Below are 19,782 nucleotides of genomic sequence, written 5' to 3'. Positions count from 1 at the left end.
CCCTTCTTGATCGCGAGCTCGCGGACGGCGGCGTACGAACCGGCGAAGCCGATACCGGCGATGATCACCGCACCGGTGACGACCACGCCGATGAGTATGCGGTGCATCCGTGTCAGCTGCAGTGGCGCGGCCACCCGTACTCCCCTCCCAGTGCGTGTTGTTGCGCGCAACAGGGTGGCACATGTGTGCGGCCCACGGGCGCCCGGCATGGAACGAGCCCGGTCCCGAAAGGGACCGGGCCCGGGCAAAAGCCCTTACCGGACCACGAGTTGGGCCGTGGACCGGGCGGGAAACGCGTCAGCTCTTCTTCGCCGCGGAGGCGGACGGCTTCGCGCTCTTCGAGGAGCTCTTGGACGGCGACGCCGACTTCGACGCCGGCTTGGAGGCCGACCCCGACGGGGAGGCGCCCGTGTCGGTGCCTCCGTCCTTGTTGGCAGCGGCGACCGCGGCCACCGCCTCCTTCGCGGCCTTCTTCACGTCCTTCAGCAGGTCGGCCGCGCTCGGGGACTTCTCGCCCGCGAGACCGGCGCCGTTGTAGTCGAGGGTGACGACCACGTTCTCGACGCGCGCCACGATCGTCTGCTGCTTGAAGGAGCCTTCCTTCTTCTTCAGGTCGTAGCTGACGGCGGTCGCCTCGTCGCCCGTCCCGGAGACCGGCTCGGACTTGGTGTTCTTCGCACCCGTCGCGGTCTGCGCGCCCTTGACCTGCTTCTCGAAGTAGCTGTGCGCCTGCTGGTCGCCCTCGCCGCGCGAGTCCGAGTCGAACCGCAGCAGCGCCACGTTCAGCCAGCGGAACTGCGAGCCCTTCACGCCGTTGTTGTCGAGGCTGTTCCAGTAGCAGTTGCCCCGCGACGACACGTCGTCGGACTTGCCCTCTTTGCCGGACTTGACACCCTTGGGGACCAGTTCGCCCAGCGTCTTCTTCGACAGCACCGCGCACGGCTCGGGCAGCTTCGTGTACGCCGCCGGCTGCACGGCGTTCGCGCTGGCACTCGCCGACGCCTTCGCGTCCGGGCTCGCACCGTCGCTCTTCTTCGCGTCGCCACCGGAGCCGGAGTCGGAGGAGCAGCCCGCGGCGACGAGCATCACCGGAACGGCGGCTGCGCTGACAAGGATGCGGGTGAATCGCGGTGCTCGGCCTGCTCGCTGTGCTGGTCGGTGCATGGTTCCTTCACTCGTAGGGCTCGTGGTACGGCCGCACGTGGCGGGTGCGGCCGGTCGGGTCCGAGGGGCCACGGTACGCGGTGGGACGACCCGGCGGTTCCCCTTCGGGCCGTTCGGCCACGGAGCCGGACCGGAGCCCCGGGCCCGCTAACCGTCGAGTGTGTCGGCCAGCTTCTGGGCCAGTTTCCGCGCCCTGTCCTGCATTTCCTTGCTGTCCGGAGCCTCCGTGGAGGCGGTCGGCTGCTCCGCGTACTCGATCGTCACGATCACGTTCGACGTGCGGAAGACCACAGTCACCGTGCGCGCCCGCGCCGTCGTGGCGGCGCTCAGCCGGTCGTCGAGGAACGCCTCGTCGCCGACGTCGTCGAGCGTGCGGGGCTGGAGGTCCGCCGGGGTCACGCTCGCGGACGCGGAGGGGCCCGAGGGGGCCGACGCGGAGGCGGAGGAAGGGGAGGACGGGGCGGACGGGGTGGACGAGGCCGACGCGTCGCTGCCGGGCGCACCGGTACCGGATCCGGCGGTGGGGCCGGAGGCGGAACCGGAGCCGGCGGGCTCGGGCAGGTCGGCCGCCGTCTCCTTGCCCGCGTAGATCTCCCGGGCCTTGTTGTCGTCGCTCACCGTGTTGTCGTACGAGGCGACGCGCTCGAAGTCGACGAGCAGGCGGTCGGAGGCGGACGTCGACTCCACCTTCCAGCGGCACCCGTCGCGCCGGTCCGTGTCATAGGTGGGCGTGGCCTCGCCCGCGTACGCCTTCTCGCGCTGCTTCTCGTCGGCGATCTGCTCGATCCCGGGCAGCAGCGTGTCGAGGGTGTCGTGGCTGACCGCGCTGCACGCCTCCGGGAGCGTGCGGTACTTGCCGGGCCGGGCCGGCGCCGCCGTGCCCGTGTCGCTGCCCTTGGAGTCCGTCTCCGAGCCACCGTCGGCCGAACCGCCCGTGCAGCCCGCCAGCAGCGCCGCCAGGAGCGCGGCGACGCCGGGTACGTATGCCTTCCGCCGCACGGCCAGGCTCCTCTCGACGCGTCCCGGCGGCTTGTCCGCCCGGGGTGCCCAGTACTTAATCGGTTGCCGCCCGAGGGTGGCACCTGGAGACAATGTGTATCGCACGCACTGCCGTGGACGCCGGTCCGTTGTCCCAAACGTCGACCTTGGCGCCGGTTTTGCGATTTACGACTTCTGATGGTTTTCGGGGGAATGAGGACGATATGAGTTACGTAGAGATGCCGGGCGCGAAGGTCCCCATCCGCATGTGGACCGATCCGGCGTCCGTGGAGGACGTGGCGCTGCGCCAGCTCCAGAACGTGGCGACCCTCCCGTGGATCAAGGGCCTCGCCGTGATGCCCGACGTGCACTACGGCAAGGGCGCGACCGTCGGCTCCGTCATCGCCATGCGGGACGCCGTGTGCCCCGCCGCGGTGGGCGTGGACATCGGCTGCGGAATGTCCGCCGTCAGGACCTCGCTGACCGAGAACGACCTTCCGGGCGACCTGTCGCGGCTGCGCTCCAAGATCGAGGAGGCGATCCCGGTGGGCCGCGGGATGCACGACTCCGCGATCGACCCGGGACGCTTCCACGGAATGGCCACCGCCGGGTGGGACGACTTCTGGAGCCGGTTCGACGGAGTCGCGGACGCGGTCAAGTTCCGGCAGGAGCGGGCCTCCCTCCAGATGGGGACGCTCGGCGGCGGCAATCACTTCGTCGAGGTGTGCGTCGACACGTCCGGAGCGGTGTGGCTCATGCTGCACTCGGGTTCGCGCAACATCGGCAAGGAACTCGCCGAGCACCACATCGGTGTCGCCCAGAAGCTCCCGCACAACCAGGGCCTCGTCGACCGGGACCTCGCGGTCTTCGTGGCCGACACCCCGCAGATGGCCGCCTACCGGAACGACCTGTTCTGGGCGCAGGAGTACGCGAAGCACAACCGCGCGCTCATGATGGGCCTCCTCAAGGACGTGATCCGCAAGGAGTTCCGGAAGGCGAAGCCGACCTTCGAGCAGGAGATCTCCTGCCACCACAACTACGTGGCGGAGGAGCGGTACGAGGGCATGGACCTCCTCGTCACCCGCAAGGGCGCGATCCGTGCCGGCTCCGGCGAGTACGGGATCATCCCCGGCTCGATGGGCACCGGTTCGTACATCGTGAAGGGTCTCGGCAACGAGAAGGCGTTCAACTCCGCCTCGCACGGCGCCGGCCGGCGCATGAGCCGCAACGCGGCCAAGCGCCGCTTCTCCACGAAGGACCTGGAGGAGCAGACGCGCGGGGTCGAGTGCCGCAAGGACTCCGGCGTCGTCGACGAGATCCCGGGCGCCTACAAGCCGATCGAGCAGGTCATCGACCAGCAGAGCGACCTCGTGGAGGTCGTGGCGAAGCTCAAGCAGGTCGTCTGCGTGAAGGGCTGACGGCCGGCACGCCACCGGCCCGACGGGCCCCGGACCGTACGGTCCGGGGCCCTTTGTCGTGCGGGGGACCGGAGGGGGGCGGCTTTCGGGGCGGGTGACGTCGGCGGGGTGCTGCTCTCCCGGGCGGGTGTCGCCTTGCCGGGTGGGCGTCGCCGGCGGGGATCAGGTGCTGTCGGCCGTCGCCCCGCCGCCGGTGGCCATCCCACCGGTCGGCTTGGGTGCCGGGAAGGGAGGCGTGTCCTGCCGGCAGTGCGTTCCGGCCGGAGGGAGCACGCCGTCGATCAAGTAGCGGCTCTCGTGTTCCGCGACGCAGCCGCTGGGGTTGTACATCTCGGTATGGCCGTACCCGTCGTTGGTGAGCAGACGGGCGTCGCCCAGCTCCCTGGCCATGCCCTGCGAACCCGGATACGGGGTGGAGGGGTCGTAGGTGGTGCCGACCACCAGGACGGGGTGGGCCGTCGGCCTGTTCCACGGGCCGCGGTAGCGGTCGGCCGCGACGGCCGGCCAGACCGCGCACGGCGAGGCGGCCCACGCCCAGTAGCGCCCGACGTCGCCCGCACGCGCGGCGGCGGTGTCCTCCTGCGCCGGGTACGCGGCGATGTCCCGCGGATTCGGGCTGTCGCCGCACAGCACCGCGGCGGCCTGTTCCTCGCCCAGGTACGGACTCGGATGCGGGACCGGCGGCGCGGCCGGAGGCGCCGGCGTCTGCGGGGCACGCCCCTGCCACAGGCTCTGCAGCCGGGCCGCGAGGTCCGCCCACCCCGGATGCACGATGTAGAGGCCGCTCACCACTTCGGCGACCGTGCGGGCGTACGTCCATGCGCCCACCGGGTGCTCCCGGAGCCGCCGCAGCAGTTGGTCGAACTTGTCCCGGGTCGCCTTCGGGCCGTCGGCGGCGAAGGCGCAGCGCTCGGCACCGGCGGACCCGCACAGGGTGAGGAAACGGTCCAGCACCGCCGCCGCGCTCCGGTCCGAGCCCATCCGCAGGAACGTCGTCAGTGAGGCGTCGTCCGAGCCGTGGTTCGTCCAGGCCCGCGGGTCGATGTTGCTGTCGAGGGTCATGGCACGGACCTTGCCGGGGAAGAGCCCGGCGTACGTGGCGCCGAGGATCGTGCCGTAGGAGACGCCCACGAAGGTGAGCTGCGGGTCGCCCACCGCACGGCGGAGCTGGTCGAGGTCGCGGGCGGTCTCGGCGGTCGACACATGACGCAGGAGCTCGGGGTCCCGCTGCCGGCAGCGCCGGGCCAGATCCTGGTACGCGGACGTCCAGGCCGCCCGCTGCCGCTCGCCCACCGGGAACCCCGCCGGTTTGCCGGCGCCCCACGCCTCGGCCTCCTCGGCGCTCGCGAAACAGTTCACCGCGGTGCTGTTGCCGACACCTCGGGGATCCCAGCTGACGATGTCGAACCGCTCGCGCACCTCGCGCGGGAATGCCCCGTAGTTCTGCGGCATCTGCACGGTTCCCGGACCGCCGGGTCCGCCGGGGTTGAAGAACAGGGTGCCGATGCGCCGCCCGGGTCCGGTCGCCTTGTGCCGGATGACCGCCAGGTCGATGAGGCGGCCGCCCGGATCGCGGTAGTCCAGCGGCACCTTCGCGGTCGCGCAGTCGTACGGGCTGCCCTGGACGCAGGGGCTCCAGTCCAGCCGCGGGGCAGGTGCCGAAGGGGTGGGCGTGCCGCCGGCCGCGGCGGAGTCCGGCCCGGTCAGGACCGTCGAGCAGACGAGCACCGCGGCGGCGAACGCGGCATGACCTTTGCGGCCCGCCATGGGCCCGGATATTCGCATCCCCTGTCCTTTCACGGCCGAGTCGCTGCTCGGCCGAACGCCGGAGCCGCCCACCGCTCCGGGCGTCGGCAGGCACCGCGTCCACGACACCGCGACCCGGCGGCGCACGCGAGCCGACCGCATCCGAATGGCCGTTCCGCCGCCGCGGGGGAGCCTTCTGCCGCTTGGCCGCCGAGGAGAGAGGCAGGTCAGAGACGCTTCTCGAAGAGCGTCACCGTGTACGGGCCGTCCCAGCCGCCCTCCACGGTCTGCCTGCCGACCGGGGAGTAGCCCGCCGCGCGGTAGTAGGAGTGCAGGCGCGGGTTGTCGGTCAGGCAGTCCAGGCGGGTGGCGGTGCGTCCGGCGGCAACCGTGCGGCGTTCCGCCTCCGCCAGCATGCGGCGGCCCGTGCCCGGCGGTGCCGTCGAACGGTCCGTCATCAGCCGGTGGACGTAGGCCGCGGTGGGGGGCTGGGGGCCCCAGGCCGCCGGGTCGGACCACCACAGCTCCCAGGCACCCACCACCTGTTCGTCGTGGAGCGCCAGCCACACCTCGCCCTCCGTCAGACGCGCGCGGAAGTGGCTCTCCGTCATGTGGCCCGGTTTCCACTGGTCGATGCCGCGGGCCAGCTGCCGTCCAGGAGGGCCGCCCGGAGTCGCTCGACGAACGCGGTGTCCAGGCCCAGCGCGTTCCTGACGTACCCCTCCACCGAGCCGTGGCGGGACTTCAGGCCCGCGAGGAAACCGGTCATCACCTCGGCCGGCGCGCTGCCGTAGCCCGGCCAGGTCAGGGAACGGTCCGGGTTCGCCGCCCGCCAGTCCGCGCGCAGCGCGGCTGTCGCCCGTTCGGTGAGCGTGAAGTCCTCGACGACCGCGTCCTCGGCGACTCCCAGCAGCGACAGCACCAGCGCGGCCACCAGACCCGTACGGTCCTTGCCCGACGCGCAGTGGAAGACCACGGGGCCCTCGTCCGCCGTCGCGATCAGCTCCAGCGTCTCGCGGATCTCCGACACGCCGTCCTCGGCGACCTCCGCGTAGCGTGCCGCGAGGTACGGGCCGGGGTCGACGGACGGGGCCAACGCAGCCTGGTCGTAGGGGCGGTGCTCGATGCTCAGATTGCGGTACGCGAGCGAGGGGTGCTCCGGGACCCGGCCCTTGCCCTCGATCTCCCACGGGTAGCGCAGGTCGATCACCGTGCGGATGCCCAGCGACAGGAAGAGGTCCCAGTCGTCGCCTTCGAGCTTGCCCAGCGAGTCCGCCCGGAACAGCCGGCCCGGACGGACCGTGCGGCCGTCCGTCGTCGTGCGGCCGCCCAGGTCACGGAAGTTGTGCAGACGCCTGAAGGGTATGTGTCCGTTCACATCGTGCGAGCGTACGTGGACGGTGCGGCGGGTGCGGTCACTTCGCGTGCCGCACCGCGTAGATCATGACGAACGCCACGATGTGGATGCCGAAGAGGAAGTAGGCCAGGTAGTACCAGACCATCCGCTCGTTCTTCTTCTCCTCGGCCAGGCGGCGTTGTTCGAGCGTGGGTGTGGTGGGGGGTTCTTCGGCGGCGGGTTCTGTGGTGGGTGGTTCTGCGGCGGTGGGTTCTGTGGGTGGTTCTTCGGCGGGGTCGGTCATCCGAGGTCCCGGTGGACCTTCGTGTTCGACGCCTGCGCGCGGGGGCGGACGACGAGCAGGTCGATGTTGACGTGGCTGGGCCGGGTCACCGCCCACGTGATGGTGTCCGCGACGTCGTCCGCCGTGAGCGGTTCGGCGACACCCGCGTACACCTTGGCGGCCTTCTCGGCGTCCCCGCCGAAGCGGGTCAGCGCGAACTCGTCCGTCTTGACCATGCCCGGCGCCACCTCGATCACGCGGACCGGTGTGCCGACGATCTCCAGGCGCAGGGTCTCGGCCAGTACGTGCTCGGCGTGCTTGGCCGCGACGTAGCCGCCACCGCCCTCGTACGTGCCGTGGCCCGCCGTCGAGGACAGCACCACCACGGTGCCGTCGCCGCTCGCGGTGAGCGCGGGCAGGAGGGACTGCGTGACGTTCAGGGTGCCGATGACGTTCGTCTCGTACATCAGACGCCAGTCGGCGGGGTCGCCGGTCGACACCGGGTCCGCCCCGAGTGCGCCGCCCGCGTTGTTGACGAGGACGCCGATCGTCTTGAACGCGGTGGCGAACTCGTCGACCGCCGCGCGGTCCGTGACGTCGAGCGTGTACGCCGTCGCCTGGCCGCCGGCCGCGCCGATCTCCTCCGCGAGCGCCTCGATGCGGTCCTTGCGGCGGGCCGTCAGCACGACGCGGTAGCCGGCCGCGGCGAGCTGCCTCGCCGTTGCCGCGCCGATACCGCTGCTCGCGCCGGTGACGACGGCGATGCGGGAGGGGGCGGCGGGCGCGGCGGGCGCGGTCATGTCTGGCTCCTCGGCTGGCGCGGTGGTGTCGCGGCGGTGTGCGCCGTGCCCGGCGATCGGTCCTGGCGGGGCGATCGGTTACGGCATCGGCTCTGTCAGGGTAGGCGACGGGGTCGGCGGGCGGCTCGACGGTCCGAGGGGTGGGAGGTCAGCCGCCGTTTCTCGGGGCCCACATGATCACGGCCATTCCGGCCAGGCAGATCGCCGCCCCGGTGATGTCCCAGCGGTCGGGGCGGTAGCCGTCCGCGACCACGCCCCACAGGATCGAACCGGCGACGAAGATCCCGCCGTACGCCGCGAGGATGCGGCCGAAGTGCGCGTCCGGCTGGAAGGTGGCGACGAAGCCGTAGGCGCCGAGGGCGAGGATGCCGCCGGCGATCCAGAGCCAGCCGCGGTGTTCGCGCAGGCCCTGCCAGATCAGCCATGCGCCGCCGATCTCGAAGAGGGCGGCGACGACGAAGAGGGCTGCCGAGCGGGCGATGAGCATGCGGTCACTCTGGCATGGGGGTGTGGGAGGGGTTGCGGGGCGTGGGTGGGGTCGGTGGGGGGTGGGTTGCGGGGCGTGGGCTTCACCTGATGGACGGCGCCTGGGGGGTGGCTGGGGTGGGATACATCCACGTGACGGACGCGGTGGCCCTAGCGGAGGTAATGACGTCATGTGGGTGCGGACGCTGTGTGTGGTGGGTGCGGGCGTGGGGCTCGCGGTGGCGGGCGTGACTCCGGTGAGCGCGGCGGCGCCCGAGGCCGATCTCGCCTATCACGGGAGGGTGTCCCTGGACGCGGGGCGCGTTGCCCTGCGGATGACGCCGCGGAACCACGGGCCGAATGCCGTCATGGACGCGACCGTGCGGCTGCGCTGGTCGGCCGCGCTGGCCGATGTGCAGTGGCTGCCGGACGGCTGTGCGCGGGCGGGGGCGCGGGACGTGGTGTGCCGGACCGGGGCGCTGTCCGCGGACGGGGCGGGACGGGAGATCCGGATGTCGGTGCTGCTGAAAGGGGCGCCCTCGGAGGTGACGCTGGGGATCGACACCGTGTGGGGTGGCGGGGCGGTGGATTCCAACCGGGCCAATGACCGGCAGCGGGTGCTGGTGCTGGACACGGGGGACCTCTACGCCTTCTAGGAGTTCGGGCCGGGTGCCGCCGGTCCGGTGGGCCGCCTCCGGTTCGGTGGGCCGCCTCCGGTCCGGTGGCCGTTTCGCCGTCTGTGCGGTGGGTGGGTCGGGGCCGTGCCGGTGATCCGCCCGTTGCAGCCCTTGTCTGGTCCGGTGTGTCAGTGCGGTGGGGTCGTGGCATCGTCCGCAACGGGCATGTGATGCACCGGCACGGCCCCTTGCGTGGGACGGCGACTGCGGGTGCGTTCGGGGTGCGGTCTCTTGCGGGGGAGGGCGGGTGCGGGTGCGTTCGGGGTGCGGTGCGGTGGTGGTGCTTACGATGGTGTGTCCTGCTGAAAGGTGTGGTGATGGCGGCTCGGGAGCATCTGATGGGGGAGTTGGCCACGGTGTCGCGGCGCTACATGGCGTCGTACGCGCTCTTCAACCAGGCCGTCGCCGATCATCTGAACCTGCATCCGACCGATCTCCAGTGCGTGAACCTGCTCAGCCTGGAGGACGGGCCCGTGACGATCGGGCGGATCGGGGAGCTCACCGGGCTGACCACCGGGTCGGCGACCCGGCTGGTGGACCGGCTGGAGAGGGCCGGGTACGTCGTGCGGGAGCGCGACGCGGCCGACCGGCGGCGGGTGCTCGTGGCGGTCGTGCCGGAGAAGATGGCCGAGTTCGGGCGGATGTGGGACCGGCTGGGCGGCGGCTGGTTCGCCCTGTTCGACGGGCTCGAGGAAGAGGAACTCGCCCTGATCATCGGGCACATGCGGCGCACCGTGGAGTTCACCGGTGAGCAGATCGCCCGGCTGCGGGGCGGCGGCCTTCAGGGCGCGGAGTCGTAGCGCTCCCGGGCGTCGTTGACCTGCTCGATGTGCAGTTCCGCCCAGTCCTTCACGGCGGAGAGCAGGCAGCTGAGGCTGGCGCCGAGGGGCGTGAGTTCGTAGTCGACGCGGACCGGCACGGACGGGGTGACCGTGCGGGCGACGATTCCGTCGCGCTCCAGTGAACGCAGCGTCTGCGTCAGCATCTTGGGGCTGACGCCCGCGATCTTGCGGCCGAGGTCGCTGTAGCGCATGGATCCCCCGGCGAGCGCGCTGACGACCAGGCTGACCCACTTGTCGCTGATCCGGTCGAGGAGCTGGTTGGTGGGGCAGCTCTTGATGAACGCGTCGTACTCGACGCGTGCCTGCTCGCGCCGCTGGGCCGCGGTCGTGGTCGCCATGGCTCACCTCCGGGTGACGTACGCACCTTCAGGTGCCTACTTACTGATGGATAGTAACTCTTCCTAGGGTTGTTGCAACGGAAAAGAGACCCGGGAAGTGGGGAGCGTTGCCATGCGTGCGGTACTGGTGAATCGGTTCGGTGGGCCCGACGTCGTGGAGGTCGGTGAGGTCGAGGTGCCCGAGCCCGGGGCCGGTCAGGTGCGGATCAAGGTGGCCGCCGCCGCCCTCAACCCGGTCGACGCGGGTGTGCGGGCCGGTGTCTTCGGCGGTGCGGGCAAGCGGCTCGGGCTGGGCTGGGACGTGGCCGGGACCGTCGACGCGGTGGGCGTGGCCACCGGGTGGAACGTGGGGGACGAGGTGGTGGGTCTGGCCTACGGGCCCGGCAAGACGCTCGGTACGCACGCCGACCAGGTGGTCGTCGACGCCGGCGCGGTGGCGTCGGCGCCCGGCTCGGTCGACGCCGTGCACGCCGCGACGCTGCCGCTGAACGCGCTGACCGCCTCGCAGGCCCTCGACCTGCTCGGCCTGGAGCCGGGCCAGAGCCTGCTGGTCACCGGTGCCGCGGGCGCGGTGGGCGGGTACGCCGTCCAGCTCGCCGCCCATCGCGGTCTGACGGTGACGGGCGTGGCGCGGGCCGCCGACGAGGACCTCGTGCGGTCGCTGGGAGCGGACCGCTTCGGACCGCGGCCCGACGGTGTGGACGGGGTCCTGGACGCGGCGCTGCTCGGTGGCACCGCGCTGGAGTGGGTGCGCGACGGGGGCGCCTTCGTGGGGGTCATCCCGGGCGCCCACCCGGAGTCCGTGCGCGGGGTGCGGACCGGCTCGGTGGAGGTCGCGCCGGACGGGGCGCGTCTCGCGGAGCTGGTGCGGCTCGTCGACGCGGGGGTGCTGACGACGCGGGTCGCCGAGACCTACCCGCTGGACGAGGCGGCCAAGGCGCACGCGCGGCTGGCGGAGGGCGGGCTGCGGGGGCGGCTGGTGCTCGTCCCCTAGGTCCGGACTAGTGCTCCTCCTGCGCCTTGCGGGGAAGGAGCAGCACCAGGGGGCAGCACAGCAGGGCGACGGCGGTGACGACGGCGAGGCTCATGGCGGTGGCGTGGGCCTCGCCGCCGTCCGTCCCGAAGTACAGGGTGGTGACCGCGGCGGCGCCGAGCGCGTTGGCGAGCTGCTGGACCGCGCCGAGCGAACCGCCCGCACTGCCGGCCTCGGCGGGGGCGATGTCCCCGATGGTGACGTCGTACAGGGAGCCGAAGCAGGTGCCCATCCCGAGTCCGACGACCAGCAGGGGCGGGACGAGGGCCCACGCGCCGGTGCCGGTGCCGGAGCTCGCGACGAGGGCGAGCAGCCAGCCGGTCCCGGCGGACGTGATCAGGAAACCGGCGAGGGTCAGCCGGCGGCCCAGTGCGCCGATCAGGCGGTAGCAGGCGATCGAGGCGACGACGATGCCGGCGGACAGGGGGGTCAGACCGAGCGCGGCGCCCGCGGGGGACCGGCCGAGTCCCTGTTGGAGGAAGAGGGAGACGACGTAGAGGAGTCCGGAGACCGCGGCGAAGAACACGACGCCGGTCAGGAGTCCGGAGGTGAAGCCCCGGTTGTGCAGGAGGGAGGGCTGGATCAGGGGGGTCGCGGCGGTGCGCTGGCGGTGGCAGAAGGCCGCGAAGAGGAGGAGTCCGGCGGTCACCAGGGCGGTGCTCCTGAGGCTCCAGCCGTGTGCGGAGCCGTCGATCAGGCCGGACAGCAGGCCGAGCATGGTCGCGGCGAGGAGTGCGGAGCCGGGGCCGTCGACGGTGACGGCGCGGTCGCCGCTGTCGCGCGGGAGCAGCCGGACGGCGGCGGCGAGCGCGGCTCCGCCGAGGAGCAGGTTGATGAGGAACATGGCGCGCCAGCCGAGGCCGGCGATGTCCGTGTCGATGAGGAAGCCGGCGAGGACCGGGCCGCCGACGGCCGAGAGGCCCATCACCGGTCCGAAGAGGCTGTACGCCTTGCCGATCTGGTCGCGGGGCCAGGTGGCGCCGAGGATGCCGAAGCCCTGCGGGACGACGAGTGCGCCGAAGGCGCCCTGGACGAGGCGGGCGGCGACGAGGGTCCGGGGGTCGGGTGCCAGGCCGCAGGCGACCGAGGCGGCGGTGAAGCCGGCGAGGCCGGTGAGGAAGAGGCGGCGGCGGCCGTACTTGTCGCCGAGGCGTCCGCCGAGGACGAGGAGCACGCCGAGGGCGAGGGCGTAGGAGGCGCCGAGCCACTGGACGAGGCTCGTGCCGCCGTGCAGGTCCTCGGCGATCGTCGGGGCCGCGATGTTCGTGATGGTGGCGTCGAGGAGGTCGAGGACGTCGGCGGCGAGGACGACGGCCAGGATCGCCCAGCGGGTCCGGGCTGGCGGATGGGCCGATTCTTTTGCGTTGTGCAGTATCTGCGTCACGCAGATAAATGTGCGGCACGAGGTGCGGAGCGGTCAAGCGCATTGCCGGCGGGGTGCGTCAGGAGGTCTGCTGGGCGGTCGCGTACACCGTCGGCGGCACGCCCACCGTCGCCGTGAAGTCCCGTACCAGGTGGGCCTGATCGGCATAGCCGAGGTCGGCGGCGAGGGCGGCCCAGTCGACGTCCCGGCGGGTCCCGGCGAGCTCCAGGGCCTCGTGGATGCGGTAGCGCAGGATGATCCACTTGGGGCTGACGCCGACGTACGCGGAGAAGAGCCGCTGGAGCGCGCGGACCGAGAGGCCCGCCGAGCGGGCGAGGTCGCCGACGCGGCGCATCTCCCGGTCGGTGCGGATGCGGCCCACCAGTTCCCCGGCCAGGTCGGCCTGCGGGTCGGGCTCCGGGGCGAGCGAGAGCAGGACGGCGTCGAGCGCGGCCACCCGGGCGCGGTCGTCGGCGGGGGTCACGACCGCGCGGGCGGTGTCCTCCGGGGCCGCGGCGAAGGCGGCCCGCGTGAACACGTCCTGGACCGGCAGTGCGTGGCCCGTCCATCGCGACACCGTCGCCCACGGGGTGAACGGCCGGAAGGCCCCGGGCCAGAACTTCGCTCCGCACACCCGGCCCCGCCCGGTCAGCTTCCGGGTGAACAGACCGAGCGCGACCCCGGTCACCTCGCCGTAGGGCGGGCCCTCGTCCTCGTCCCACTGGAACGTGACGTTCACCGACGGGTGCGGGACGACGTGCGAGGCGTACGGCTCCGGCAGGTCCCAGTCGATGAACCAGTACGTCTCCACGTGCCGGCGCAGCGCTTCGGCGGGTGGATGGCGGCGGAACCGTACGCGGGCCAGCAGCGCGGACGGGTCGACGATCCCGCGGGTGTCGCGACGGGGTTCTGCCATGGCCGGATCGTACGTCGGCCGACGCGGCGGGGGTGGGGGTCGGATGGTCCGGAGGCCGGGGAATAGGTGGGGGCGGGGTGCGGTTCTGTGGGTATAGTTGAACCATCAACAACTTGGAAGGTGAGCAGCCATGCAGTTCGGGATCTTCACCGTCGGCGACGTCACGACCGACCCGACGAACGGCCGGACGCCGAGCGAGGGCGAGCGCATCAAGGCCATGCTCGCCATCGCGCAGAAGGCCGAGGAGGTCGGGCTCGACGTCTTCGCCACCGGCGAGCACCACAACCCGCCCTTCGTCCCGTCCTCGCCCACGACGATGCTCGGCTACATAGCCGCCCGCACCGAGAACCTCGTCCTGTCCACCTCCACCACCCTCATCACCACGAACGACCCGGTGAAGATCGCCGAGGACTTCGCGATGCTCCAGCACATCGCGGACGGCCGCGTCGACCTGATGATGGGCCGCGGCAACACCGGCCCCGTCTACCCCTGGTTCGGCAAGGACATCCGCGAGGGCATCAACCTCGCCGTCGAGAACTACGCCCTGCTGCGCCGCCTGTGGGACGAGGACGTGGTGACGTGGGAGGGCAAGTTCCGCACGCCCCTGCAGTCCTTCACCTCCACCCCGCGCCCGCTCGACGGAGTCGCGCCCTTCGTGTGGCACGGCTCGATCCGGTCCCCCGAGATCGCCGAGCAGGCCGCCTACTACGGTGACGGCTTCTTCCACAACAACATCTTCTGGCCCGCCTCCCACACCAAGCAGATGGTGAACCTGTACCGCCAGCGCTACGCCCACTACGGGCACGGCACCCCGGAGCAGGCCATCGTCGGGCTCGGCGGCCAGGTGTTCATGCGGAAGAACTCCCAGGACGCCGTGCGCGAGTTCCGGCCGTACTTCGACAACGCGCCGGTCTACGGGCACGGGCCGTCCCTGGAGGACTTCACCGAGCAGACCCCGCTGACCGTGGGCTCGCCGCAGCAGGTGATCGAGAAGACCCTGTCCTTCCGGGAGTACGCCGGCGACTACCAGCGCCAGCTCTTCCTGATCGACCACGCGGGACTGCCGCTGAAGACCGTCCTCGAACAGCTCGACATGCTGGGCGAGGAGGTCGTGCCCGTCCTGCGCGAGGAGTTCGCCAAGGGGCGTCCGGCCGACGTGCCCGAGGCCCCCACCCACGCGGCCCGTGTGGCCGCCGCCAAGGAGGTGACCGTCGCATGAAGCTCGTCGTCGTCTCGGCGGGGCTGAGCTCCCCGTCGTCGACCCGGCTGCTCGCCGACCGGCTCGCCGCGGCGACCGCCCGGCACGCCGACGTCGACGTCCAGGTCGTCGAACTGCGCGACCTGGCCACCGACATCGCCCACCACATGGTCACCGGCTTCCCGGCGCGGCGCCTGGCCGCCGCGCTGGACGCGGTGGCCGCGGCGGACGGCCTGATCGCCGTGACGCCCGTCTTCTCGGCGTCCTACAGCGGGCTGTTCAAGTCCTTCTTCGACGTCATCGACAAGGACTCGCTGACCGGGAAGCCGGTGCTCGTCGGCGCGACCGGCGGCACCCCGCGCCACTCCCTGGTCACCGAGCACGCCCTGCGCCCGCTCTTCTCGTACCTGCGGGCCGTGGTCCTGCCGACCGCCGTCTACGCGGCCTCGGAGGACTGGGGCGACGAGGGGCTGGAAGGGCGCATCGATCGGGCCGGCGCGGAGCTGGCCCGGTTCATGGGGGCGTCGGCGGCGGTTCCCGGGGCCCGTGCGGAGACGGCCCCGGCGGTCCCGGACACCGACACGGCCGCGGCCATCGCGCCCCGCTCCCTCAAGGGCGCCGTCACCTCGGTGGACTCGGCCGACGCGTTCACGGTCGTCCCCTTCGAGCAGCAGCTCGCGGCGCTGCGGCCGTAGCGCCGCCGGGCCCGTGGCGGGCTTCGCCCCGGAGGTGTGATCCGGGTAAGAAGCCCCCCGCGCCCATGATCATCAGGTGGTGTGCCGCCACGGGCTTGGCAGACTGGTGGGGTGCCCCAGACTGTGCTGCTCGCCGAGGACGACCGCGCCATCCGCCACGCCCTGGAGAGGGCGCTGACGCTGGAGGGGTACCAGGTGACGGCCGTCGCCGACGGTGTCGAGGCGCTCGCCCAGGCCCACCGCACCCCGCCGGACGTGCTCGTACTGGACGTGATGATGCCCGGCATCGACGGCCTCCAGGTGTGCCGCGTGCTGCGCGCCGAGGGCGACCGCACGCCGATTCTCATGCTCACCGCGCTCGTCGAGACCGTCGACCGCATCGCCGGCCTGGACGCCGGTGCCGACGACTACGTGGTCAAGCCGTTCGACGTCGAGGAGGTCTTCGCCCGGCTGCGCGCCCTGCTGCGCCGCACCGGCGACCGCGCCGACGGCGCGACACCGGCCCCGGCGCCCACGCCGGCCGCCGCCGCGAAGGACACCCCGGGGCAGGTCGCCGCGGCGGGCATCCGCATGGACGTCCAGGCACGGCGGGCCTGGCGCGGGCAGCGGGAACTGGAACTGACCCGCACCGAGTTCGAACTCCTCGAACTCCTCGTCCGCAACACCGGAATCGTCCTCGACCACGCCACCATCTACGACCGCATCTGGGGCTACGACTTCGGACCCGGCTCCAAGAACCTCGCCGTGTACGTCGGCTACCTGCGGCGCAAGCTCGACCAGCCGGGGGCGCCGGCGCTCATCCACACGGTGCGGGGTGTGGGGTACGTGCTGAGGGAGGACTGAGTGCCGCGCCGGCCCACCGCGGGCGGGGCGGGGTGGATCAGGTTCCCCCGGACCAGACTCCGGCGGGTGTCCTCCCTGCGGGCCACCTTCACCCTGTCCTTCGCGGCCGTCGCCGCCGCCGTCACCGTCCTCGTCGGCTTCCTCAGCTACGACGCCGCCGCCCGGCTCGTGCGCGTCGACCAGCAGACCGTGTTCGCGGAGGTCGTCCAGGACCTGCGCGACCAGGTGCGTGAGCGGGCCCTGCACCCGGCCGACTTCGCCGCCTCCGACTCCGATCACGACGGGCCGCTCGACGACATCATCCGGCCCAGCCGCACCGATGTGCAGGTCCTCGGCCCCGGCGGCGCGATCGTCGACCGGGGCAGACCGCCGCTGCCCGTGCGCGCCGAGGACCGGGCCGTCGCCGACCACGGGACGGCGGGCAGGCTGGACGAGCACAAGGAGGTCGACGTCGGGGGCGACCGTTACCGGGTCGCCACGGTCGCCCTCGGCGGCGGGCGGGGCGCGGTGCAGGTCGCCCAGCAGTTCAGCGACACCGAGGACCTGCTGCGCGAGCTCCAGCAGCGGACCGTGCTGCTCGTCGCGGCCGTCGTGGTCGCCGCGGGACTGTTCGGCTGGTGGCTGGCCCGGCGCATCACCCGCCGTCTGGTCCGGCTCGCCGGGGCGGCCGAGGACGTCGCCCGCACCGGCCGCCTCGGCATCCAGGTGCCCGTCACCGGACACGACGAGGTCGGCCGGCTCGGCCGTTCCTTCGACCGGATGCTGGTGCGGCTCGCCCAGTCCGAGGAGGACCAGCGGCGGCTGGTCCAGGACGCGGGCCACGAACTGCGGACGCCGCTGACCTCGCTGCGCACCAACATCTCCATGCTCCGGCGCATCGACGAACTGCCGCCCGGCGTCCGGGAGGAACTCGTCGCCGACCTCGCCCTGGAGTCCCGCGAGCTGACCGACCTCGTCAACGAACTCGTCGCGCTGGCGGCCGGGCGGTCCGACACCGAGCCCGTCCGGCGACTCGACCTCGCGGAGCTCGCCGAGGACGTCGCGATCGTCGCGCGGCGCCGGTCCGGGCGGGACATCACGGTCACCGCGCGCGGCGACACGACCGTGGAGGGGCGGCCCACCGCGCTGCAGCGGGCGGTGTCCAACCTCGTGGAGAACGCGGCGAAGTTCGACCGGGGCGGGGCGGCGCCGATCGAGGTGGTGGTGTCGGGCCGGCGGCAGGGCACGGAGGCCGGCGTGGACCCGTCCGCTCCGGGTGCGGGGCATCCCGGGCCCGTGCGGGTCGAGGTGCTCGACCGGGGCCCCGGGATGGCGGACGAGGACCTCGTCCGCGTCTTCGACCGGTTCTACCGGGCCGCCGACGCGCGGAGTCTGCCCGGGTCGGGGCTCGGGCTGTCCATCGTCCGTGAAGTGGCCACGGCGCACGGGGGCGCGGCGTTCGCCTTCCGGCGTGAGGGCGGGGGCACGGTGATCGGGTTCACGGTGGGGGTGCAGCGGGCGGGGGACGACGGCCGGTAGCCGATGACCGGCCGCGGTGCCCCGGGTATCCCGCCGGTCAGCCCACGTGGACCCGGGGGCGGCGGGAGCGGTCCGGCTCGGCCTCGCGGAGGACCTCCCGGGTGACGGGGGCGACCTCGCCCTGTCCGAAGAGGAAGAAGCGGAGGAAGTTGGTGAACGGGTCGCCCTCGGTCCACTCGAAGTAGATGTGCGGGGTGCACCGGGTGGCGTCGCGGACGTGCAGCAGCAGCGCGGCCAGTGCGTTGGGGATGGACGCCGACTCCAGGGTCAGCACGCGGTAGCGGTCGTGCAGCACCTCGCCGCGGACGGTGAGACCCGTCTCGAACTCCGAGGGGTCCAGCACGGTGACCTCGACGAACACGAAGTCCTCCTGCAGGGGGACGTCGTTGTCCTGCCGGATCTGCTCGATCTTCTCGCGGTACTCGGCCTTGTCCCGCTGTCCGGGCTCGTTGGCGATGAACCGGATGCGGCGGCTGGACATGTCTCTGATGAATCGTTCCGCCATGTCGTCGAGCGTCACGCTGGTGACGCGCAGCTCGAAGGCGCGGGCCAGCCGGGACAGCAGCGAGACCAGGATGATCCCCGCGATGAAGCAGGCACCGATCTTCACGCCGTCCGGCCGCTCGATGACGTTGACGACGGTCGTGTACAGGAACACCGCGGAGATCACCGCGAAGCCGACGGTCCAGCCCCGCTGGCGGGCCTTGCGCGCGGCGATGGTCACCGCGATGGCGGCGGAGCTGATGAGCACCAGCACACCGGTGGCGTAGGCGCCGCCCTGCGCGTCGACGTCCGCGTCGAAGATCCAGGTGACCAGGAACGCGACCAGGATGAAGACGATCACCATGGGACGTACGGCGCGAGCCCAGTGCGGGGCCATTCCGTAGCGGGGCAGGTAGCGGGGCATCAGGTTGAGCAGCCCGGCCATGGCGGAGGCGCCGGCGAACCACAGGATCGCGATGGTGGAGGCGTCGTAGACCGTGCCGAAGGCATTGCCCAGGTACTCGTGCGCCAGGTAGGCCAGCGCGCGTCCGTTGGCCTGGCCGCCCGACTTGAACTCGTCCTCCGGGATCAGGAGCGTCGTGATGAAGCTCGTGCAGATCAGGAAGGCGCTCATGATCACGGCGGCCGTGGTCAGCAGCTTCTTCGTGCCGCGGATACGGCCGGTCGGCTTCTCCTCGGTGTCCGTCGGGTCGCCCTCGACGTGGGGCATCACCGCGACGCCGGTCTCGAAGCCAGAGAGGCCGAGCGCGAGTTTCGGGAAGACCAGGAGGGCCACACCGACCATGGCGAAGACGTTGCCGTGCTCCGTGGTGAGGGCGCTGGACCAGTCGGTGATCACATGGCCCGCGGTGATCACGTGCCACAGGCCGCTGATCACGACCACGAGGTTGAGGGACAGATAGATCCCGACGAGGACGACGGCGACGCCGATCGCCTCCAGGAATCCCTTGAGGAACACCGCGCCCAGCAGGGCGACGAGTATCAGGGTGATCAGCATCTGCTTGTCGTGCAGGACGCCGTTCAGGTGCGGGTTCTCCACCAGGTGTGTGGAGGCGTCCGCCGCGGAGAGGGTGATGGTGATCAGGAAGTCGGTGGCGGCGAAGCCGAGCAGGGTGAGGACGAACAGCTTGCCCTTCCAGAACGACAGCAGCCGTTCCAGCATGGCGATCGAGCCCTCGCCGCGCGGGCTCTCCTCGGCCACCCGGCGGTAGACGGGAAGTGCGCCCGCGAGGGTGACGATCACCAGCACGATGGTCGCCACGGGCGACAGCAGTCCGGCCGCCAGCGCGGCGATGCCCGGCTGGTAGCCGAGGGTGGAGAAGTAGTCGACGCCGGTCAGGCACATCACCCGCCACCACCGCTGGCCCTTGTGGGCCTGCTCCGGGGTGGCCTGCGCCCCCTGGGGGGTCTTGGCCATGTCGGACAGGCCTTCCAGCATCCAGGCCCGCAAGCGGTTCGCCCGGGCGGGTGTGGTGGTGGCCATCGGTGCGCACTCCTGACAGGCGGCTCTGCGATCGGTATCCGGCCATCGCGGAGACGGCGAGACCAGCGTAAGCAGAGAGTGATCCCCGGGCCCGTGGATGTGAGGGCCGAACGCATCAAGACCGCGTTAAGACGCGTCAAGGCCGCGTCAAGATCTACAGGTCAACCGCGTCAGGACGTGCC

The 19,782-nt window shown here is 72.0% G+C and carries 21 protein-coding genes; 8 read left to right on the top strand and 13 right to left on the bottom strand.

The features are described from left to right. From ACZ4IF_RS36445 to ACZ4IF_RS36435, 3 genes are all read right to left on the bottom strand, one after another. Positions 1-134 (bottom strand): DUF2637 domain-containing protein (locus ACZ4IF_RS36445; RefSeq protein WP_359503659.1); only part of this gene is annotated, 134 nt, incomplete at its 3' end. 163 nt (positions 135-297) lie between these two features. Next, positions 298-1,164, bottom strand: a complete 867-nt coding sequence (locus tag ACZ4IF_RS36440; protein WP_467570938.1) for a DUF3558 domain-containing protein — start codon at positions 1,162-1,164, stop codon at positions 298-300. Between the two features lie 147 nt (positions 1,165-1,311). Next, a complete protein-coding gene (locus ACZ4IF_RS36435) occupies positions 1,312-2,163 on the bottom strand; it encodes a DUF3558 domain-containing protein (protein ID WP_467570936.1) in 852 nt (283 codons plus the stop codon). A 203-nt stretch (positions 2,164-2,366) separates the two neighbouring features. On the opposite strand from ACZ4IF_RS36435, the gene ACZ4IF_RS36430 reads away from it, so the two are divergent. Beyond that, the gene (locus ACZ4IF_RS36430) at positions 2,367-3,560 is read left to right on the top strand and encodes an RtcB family protein (protein ID WP_359503652.1); all 1,194 of its coding nucleotides are present in this window, start codon (positions 2,367-2,369) and stop codon (positions 3,558-3,560) included. A 162-nt stretch (positions 3,561-3,722) separates the two neighbouring features. On the opposite strand, the gene ACZ4IF_RS36425 is transcribed toward ACZ4IF_RS36430, so the two are convergent. From ACZ4IF_RS36425 to ACZ4IF_RS36400, 6 genes are all read right to left on the bottom strand, one after another. Further along, positions 3,723-5,345 (bottom strand): alpha/beta hydrolase, encoded by a 1,623-nt coding sequence (locus ACZ4IF_RS36425; protein ID WP_467570933.1) that lies wholly within the window; start codon positions 5,343-5,345, stop codon positions 3,723-3,725. 188 nt (positions 5,346-5,533) lie between these two features. Further along, positions 5,534-5,917, bottom strand: a complete 384-nt coding sequence (locus ACZ4IF_RS36420) for a GNAT family N-acetyltransferase (protein WP_467570931.1) — start codon at positions 5,915-5,917, stop codon at positions 5,534-5,536. Beyond that, positions 5,914-6,684 carry a tyrosine-protein phosphatase gene (locus ACZ4IF_RS36415; protein ID WP_467570927.1) on the bottom strand — a complete coding sequence of 257 codons (771 nt, stop codon included), beginning with the start codon at positions 6,682-6,684 and terminating at the stop codon, positions 5,914-5,916. Before ACZ4IF_RS36415 ends, ACZ4IF_RS36420 begins: the two co-directional genes overlap by 4 nt. Positions 6,685-6,721: 37 nt before the next feature. Beyond that, entirely contained in the window at positions 6,722-6,946 is a 225-nt protein-coding gene (locus ACZ4IF_RS36410; protein ID WP_467570924.1) for a hypothetical protein, read from the bottom strand. Beyond that, a complete protein-coding gene (locus tag ACZ4IF_RS36405; protein WP_467570921.1) occupies positions 6,943-7,725 on the bottom strand; it encodes an SDR family NAD(P)-dependent oxidoreductase in 783 nt (260 codons plus the stop codon). The genes ACZ4IF_RS36410 and ACZ4IF_RS36405 overlap by 4 nt, the downstream gene beginning before the upstream one ends. Positions 7,726-7,873: 148 nt before the next feature. After that, positions 7,874-8,212 carry a YnfA family protein gene (locus tag ACZ4IF_RS36400; RefSeq protein ID WP_467570918.1) on the bottom strand — a complete coding sequence of 113 codons (339 nt, stop codon included), beginning with the start codon at positions 8,210-8,212 and terminating at the stop codon, positions 7,874-7,876. Between the two features lie 169 nt (positions 8,213-8,381). On the opposite strand from ACZ4IF_RS36400, the gene ACZ4IF_RS36395 reads away from it, so the two are divergent. Further along, complete coding sequence (locus ACZ4IF_RS36395) at positions 8,382-8,846, top strand: hypothetical protein (protein ID WP_359503644.1); 465 nt, start codon at positions 8,382-8,384, stop codon at positions 8,844-8,846. A gap of 338 nt (positions 8,847-9,184) precedes the next feature. Beyond that, on the top strand, positions 9,185-9,667 hold the full coding sequence (locus ACZ4IF_RS36390; protein WP_345644335.1) for a MarR family winged helix-turn-helix transcriptional regulator: 483 nt from the start codon (positions 9,185-9,187) through the stop codon (positions 9,665-9,667). On the opposite strand, the gene ACZ4IF_RS36385 is transcribed toward ACZ4IF_RS36390, so the two are convergent. Continuing rightward, a complete protein-coding gene (locus ACZ4IF_RS36385) occupies positions 9,649-10,047 on the bottom strand; it encodes a winged helix-turn-helix transcriptional regulator (protein ID WP_467570915.1) in 399 nt (132 codons plus the stop codon). The two genes, ACZ4IF_RS36390 and ACZ4IF_RS36385, sit on opposite strands and share 19 nt — an antisense overlap. A gap of 112 nt (positions 10,048-10,159) precedes the next feature. On the opposite strand from ACZ4IF_RS36385, the gene ACZ4IF_RS36380 reads away from it, so the two are divergent. Next, positions 10,160-11,041, top strand: coding sequence for an NADP-dependent oxidoreductase (locus ACZ4IF_RS36380; RefSeq protein WP_467570912.1), 882 nt, complete (start codon positions 10,160-10,162; stop codon positions 11,039-11,041). A gap of 7 nt (positions 11,042-11,048) precedes the next feature. Here the strand turns inward: ACZ4IF_RS36380 and ACZ4IF_RS36375 are convergent, their stop codons facing one another. Beyond that, positions 11,049-12,464 (bottom strand): MFS transporter, encoded by a 1,416-nt coding sequence (locus tag ACZ4IF_RS36375; protein ID WP_467570909.1) that lies wholly within the window; start codon positions 12,462-12,464, stop codon positions 11,049-11,051. 58 nt (positions 12,465-12,522) lie between these two features. Next, complete coding sequence (locus tag ACZ4IF_RS36370; RefSeq protein WP_467570906.1) at positions 12,523-13,359, bottom strand: DUF6597 domain-containing transcriptional factor; 837 nt, start codon at positions 13,357-13,359, stop codon at positions 12,523-12,525. A 130-nt stretch (positions 13,360-13,489) separates the two neighbouring features. On the opposite strand from ACZ4IF_RS36370, the gene ACZ4IF_RS36365 reads away from it, so the two are divergent. The 4 genes from ACZ4IF_RS36365 (at position 13,490) to ACZ4IF_RS36350 (ending at position 17,613) form a co-directional block, all read left to right on the top strand. Then, a complete protein-coding gene (locus ACZ4IF_RS36365; protein WP_345644346.1) occupies positions 13,490-14,578 on the top strand; it encodes an LLM class flavin-dependent oxidoreductase in 1,089 nt (362 codons plus the stop codon). After that, positions 14,575-15,252: a CE1759 family FMN reductase gene (locus ACZ4IF_RS36360; RefSeq protein ID WP_467570902.1), complete on the top strand. Its 678-nt coding sequence runs from the start codon at positions 14,575-14,577 to the stop codon at positions 15,250-15,252. The genes ACZ4IF_RS36365 and ACZ4IF_RS36360 overlap by 4 nt, the downstream gene beginning before the upstream one ends. 111 nt (positions 15,253-15,363) lie before the next feature. Continuing rightward, on the top strand, positions 15,364-16,095 hold the full coding sequence (locus ACZ4IF_RS36355; protein ID WP_467570899.1) for a response regulator transcription factor: 732 nt from the start codon (positions 15,364-15,366) through the stop codon (positions 16,093-16,095). 66 nt (positions 16,096-16,161) lie between these two features. Beyond that, a complete protein-coding gene (locus ACZ4IF_RS36350) occupies positions 16,162-17,613 on the top strand; it encodes a HAMP domain-containing sensor histidine kinase (RefSeq protein WP_467570895.1) in 1,452 nt (483 codons plus the stop codon). A gap of 37 nt (positions 17,614-17,650) precedes the next feature. On the opposite strand, the gene ACZ4IF_RS36345 is transcribed toward ACZ4IF_RS36350, so the two are convergent. Beyond that, positions 17,651-19,600, bottom strand: coding sequence for an APC family permease (locus ACZ4IF_RS36345; RefSeq protein ID WP_467570892.1), 1,950 nt, complete (start codon positions 19,598-19,600; stop codon positions 17,651-17,653). Between the last annotated feature and the right edge of the window lie 182 nt (positions 19,601-19,782).

This window comes from Streptomyces sp. NPDC025784 (assembly GCF_055558435.1).
The sequence above is the reverse complement of the archived record's forward strand: the minus strand, read 5'-3'. Positions and strand labels throughout refer to the sequence as shown.

Coding starts and splice junctions, on each gene's coding strand:
- ACZ4IF_RS36410 (WP_467570924.1), bottom strand. CDS start 6,946: ATGACCGACCCCGCCGAAGAACCACCCACAGAACCCACCGCCGCAGAA.
- ACZ4IF_RS36380 (WP_467570912.1), top strand. CDS start 10,160: ATGCGTGCGGTACTGGTGAATCGGTTCGGTGGGCCCGACGTCGTGGAG.
- ACZ4IF_RS36345 (WP_467570892.1), bottom strand. CDS start 19,600: ATGGCCACCACCACACCCGCCCGGGCGAACCGCTTGCGGGCCTGGATG.
- ACZ4IF_RS36360 (WP_467570902.1), top strand. CDS start 14,575: ATGAAGCTCGTCGTCGTCTCGGCGGGGCTGAGCTCCCCGTCGTCGACC.
- ACZ4IF_RS36430 (WP_359503652.1), top strand. CDS start 2,367: ATGAGTTACGTAGAGATGCCGGGCGCGAAGGTCCCCATCCGCATGTGG.
- ACZ4IF_RS36400 (WP_467570918.1), bottom strand. CDS start 8,212: ATGCTCATCGCCCGCTCGGCAGCCCTCTTCGTCGTCGCCGCCCTCTTC.
- ACZ4IF_RS36440 (WP_467570938.1), bottom strand. CDS start 1,164: ATGCACCGACCAGCACAGCGAGCAGGCCGAGCACCGCGATTCACCCGC.
- ACZ4IF_RS36385 (WP_467570915.1), bottom strand. CDS start 10,047: ATGGCGACCACGACCGCGGCCCAGCGGCGCGAGCAGGCACGCGTCGAG.
- ACZ4IF_RS36405 (WP_467570921.1), bottom strand. CDS start 7,725: ATGACCGCGCCCGCCGCGCCCGCCGCCCCCTCCCGCATCGCCGTCGTC.
- ACZ4IF_RS36395 (WP_359503644.1), top strand. CDS start 8,382: ATGTGGGTGCGGACGCTGTGTGTGGTGGGTGCGGGCGTGGGGCTCGCG.
- ACZ4IF_RS36425 (WP_467570933.1), bottom strand. CDS start 5,345: ATGCGAATATCCGGGCCCATGGCGGGCCGCAAAGGTCATGCCGCGTTC.
- ACZ4IF_RS36390 (WP_345644335.1), top strand. CDS start 9,185: ATGGCGGCTCGGGAGCATCTGATGGGGGAGTTGGCCACGGTGTCGCGG.
- ACZ4IF_RS36420 (WP_467570931.1), bottom strand. CDS start 5,917: ATGACGGAGAGCCACTTCCGCGCGCGTCTGACGGAGGGCGAGGTGTGG.
- ACZ4IF_RS36370 (WP_467570906.1), bottom strand. CDS start 13,359: ATGGCAGAACCCCGTCGCGACACCCGCGGGATCGTCGACCCGTCCGCG.
- ACZ4IF_RS36365 (WP_345644346.1), top strand. CDS start 13,490: ATGCAGTTCGGGATCTTCACCGTCGGCGACGTCACGACCGACCCGACG.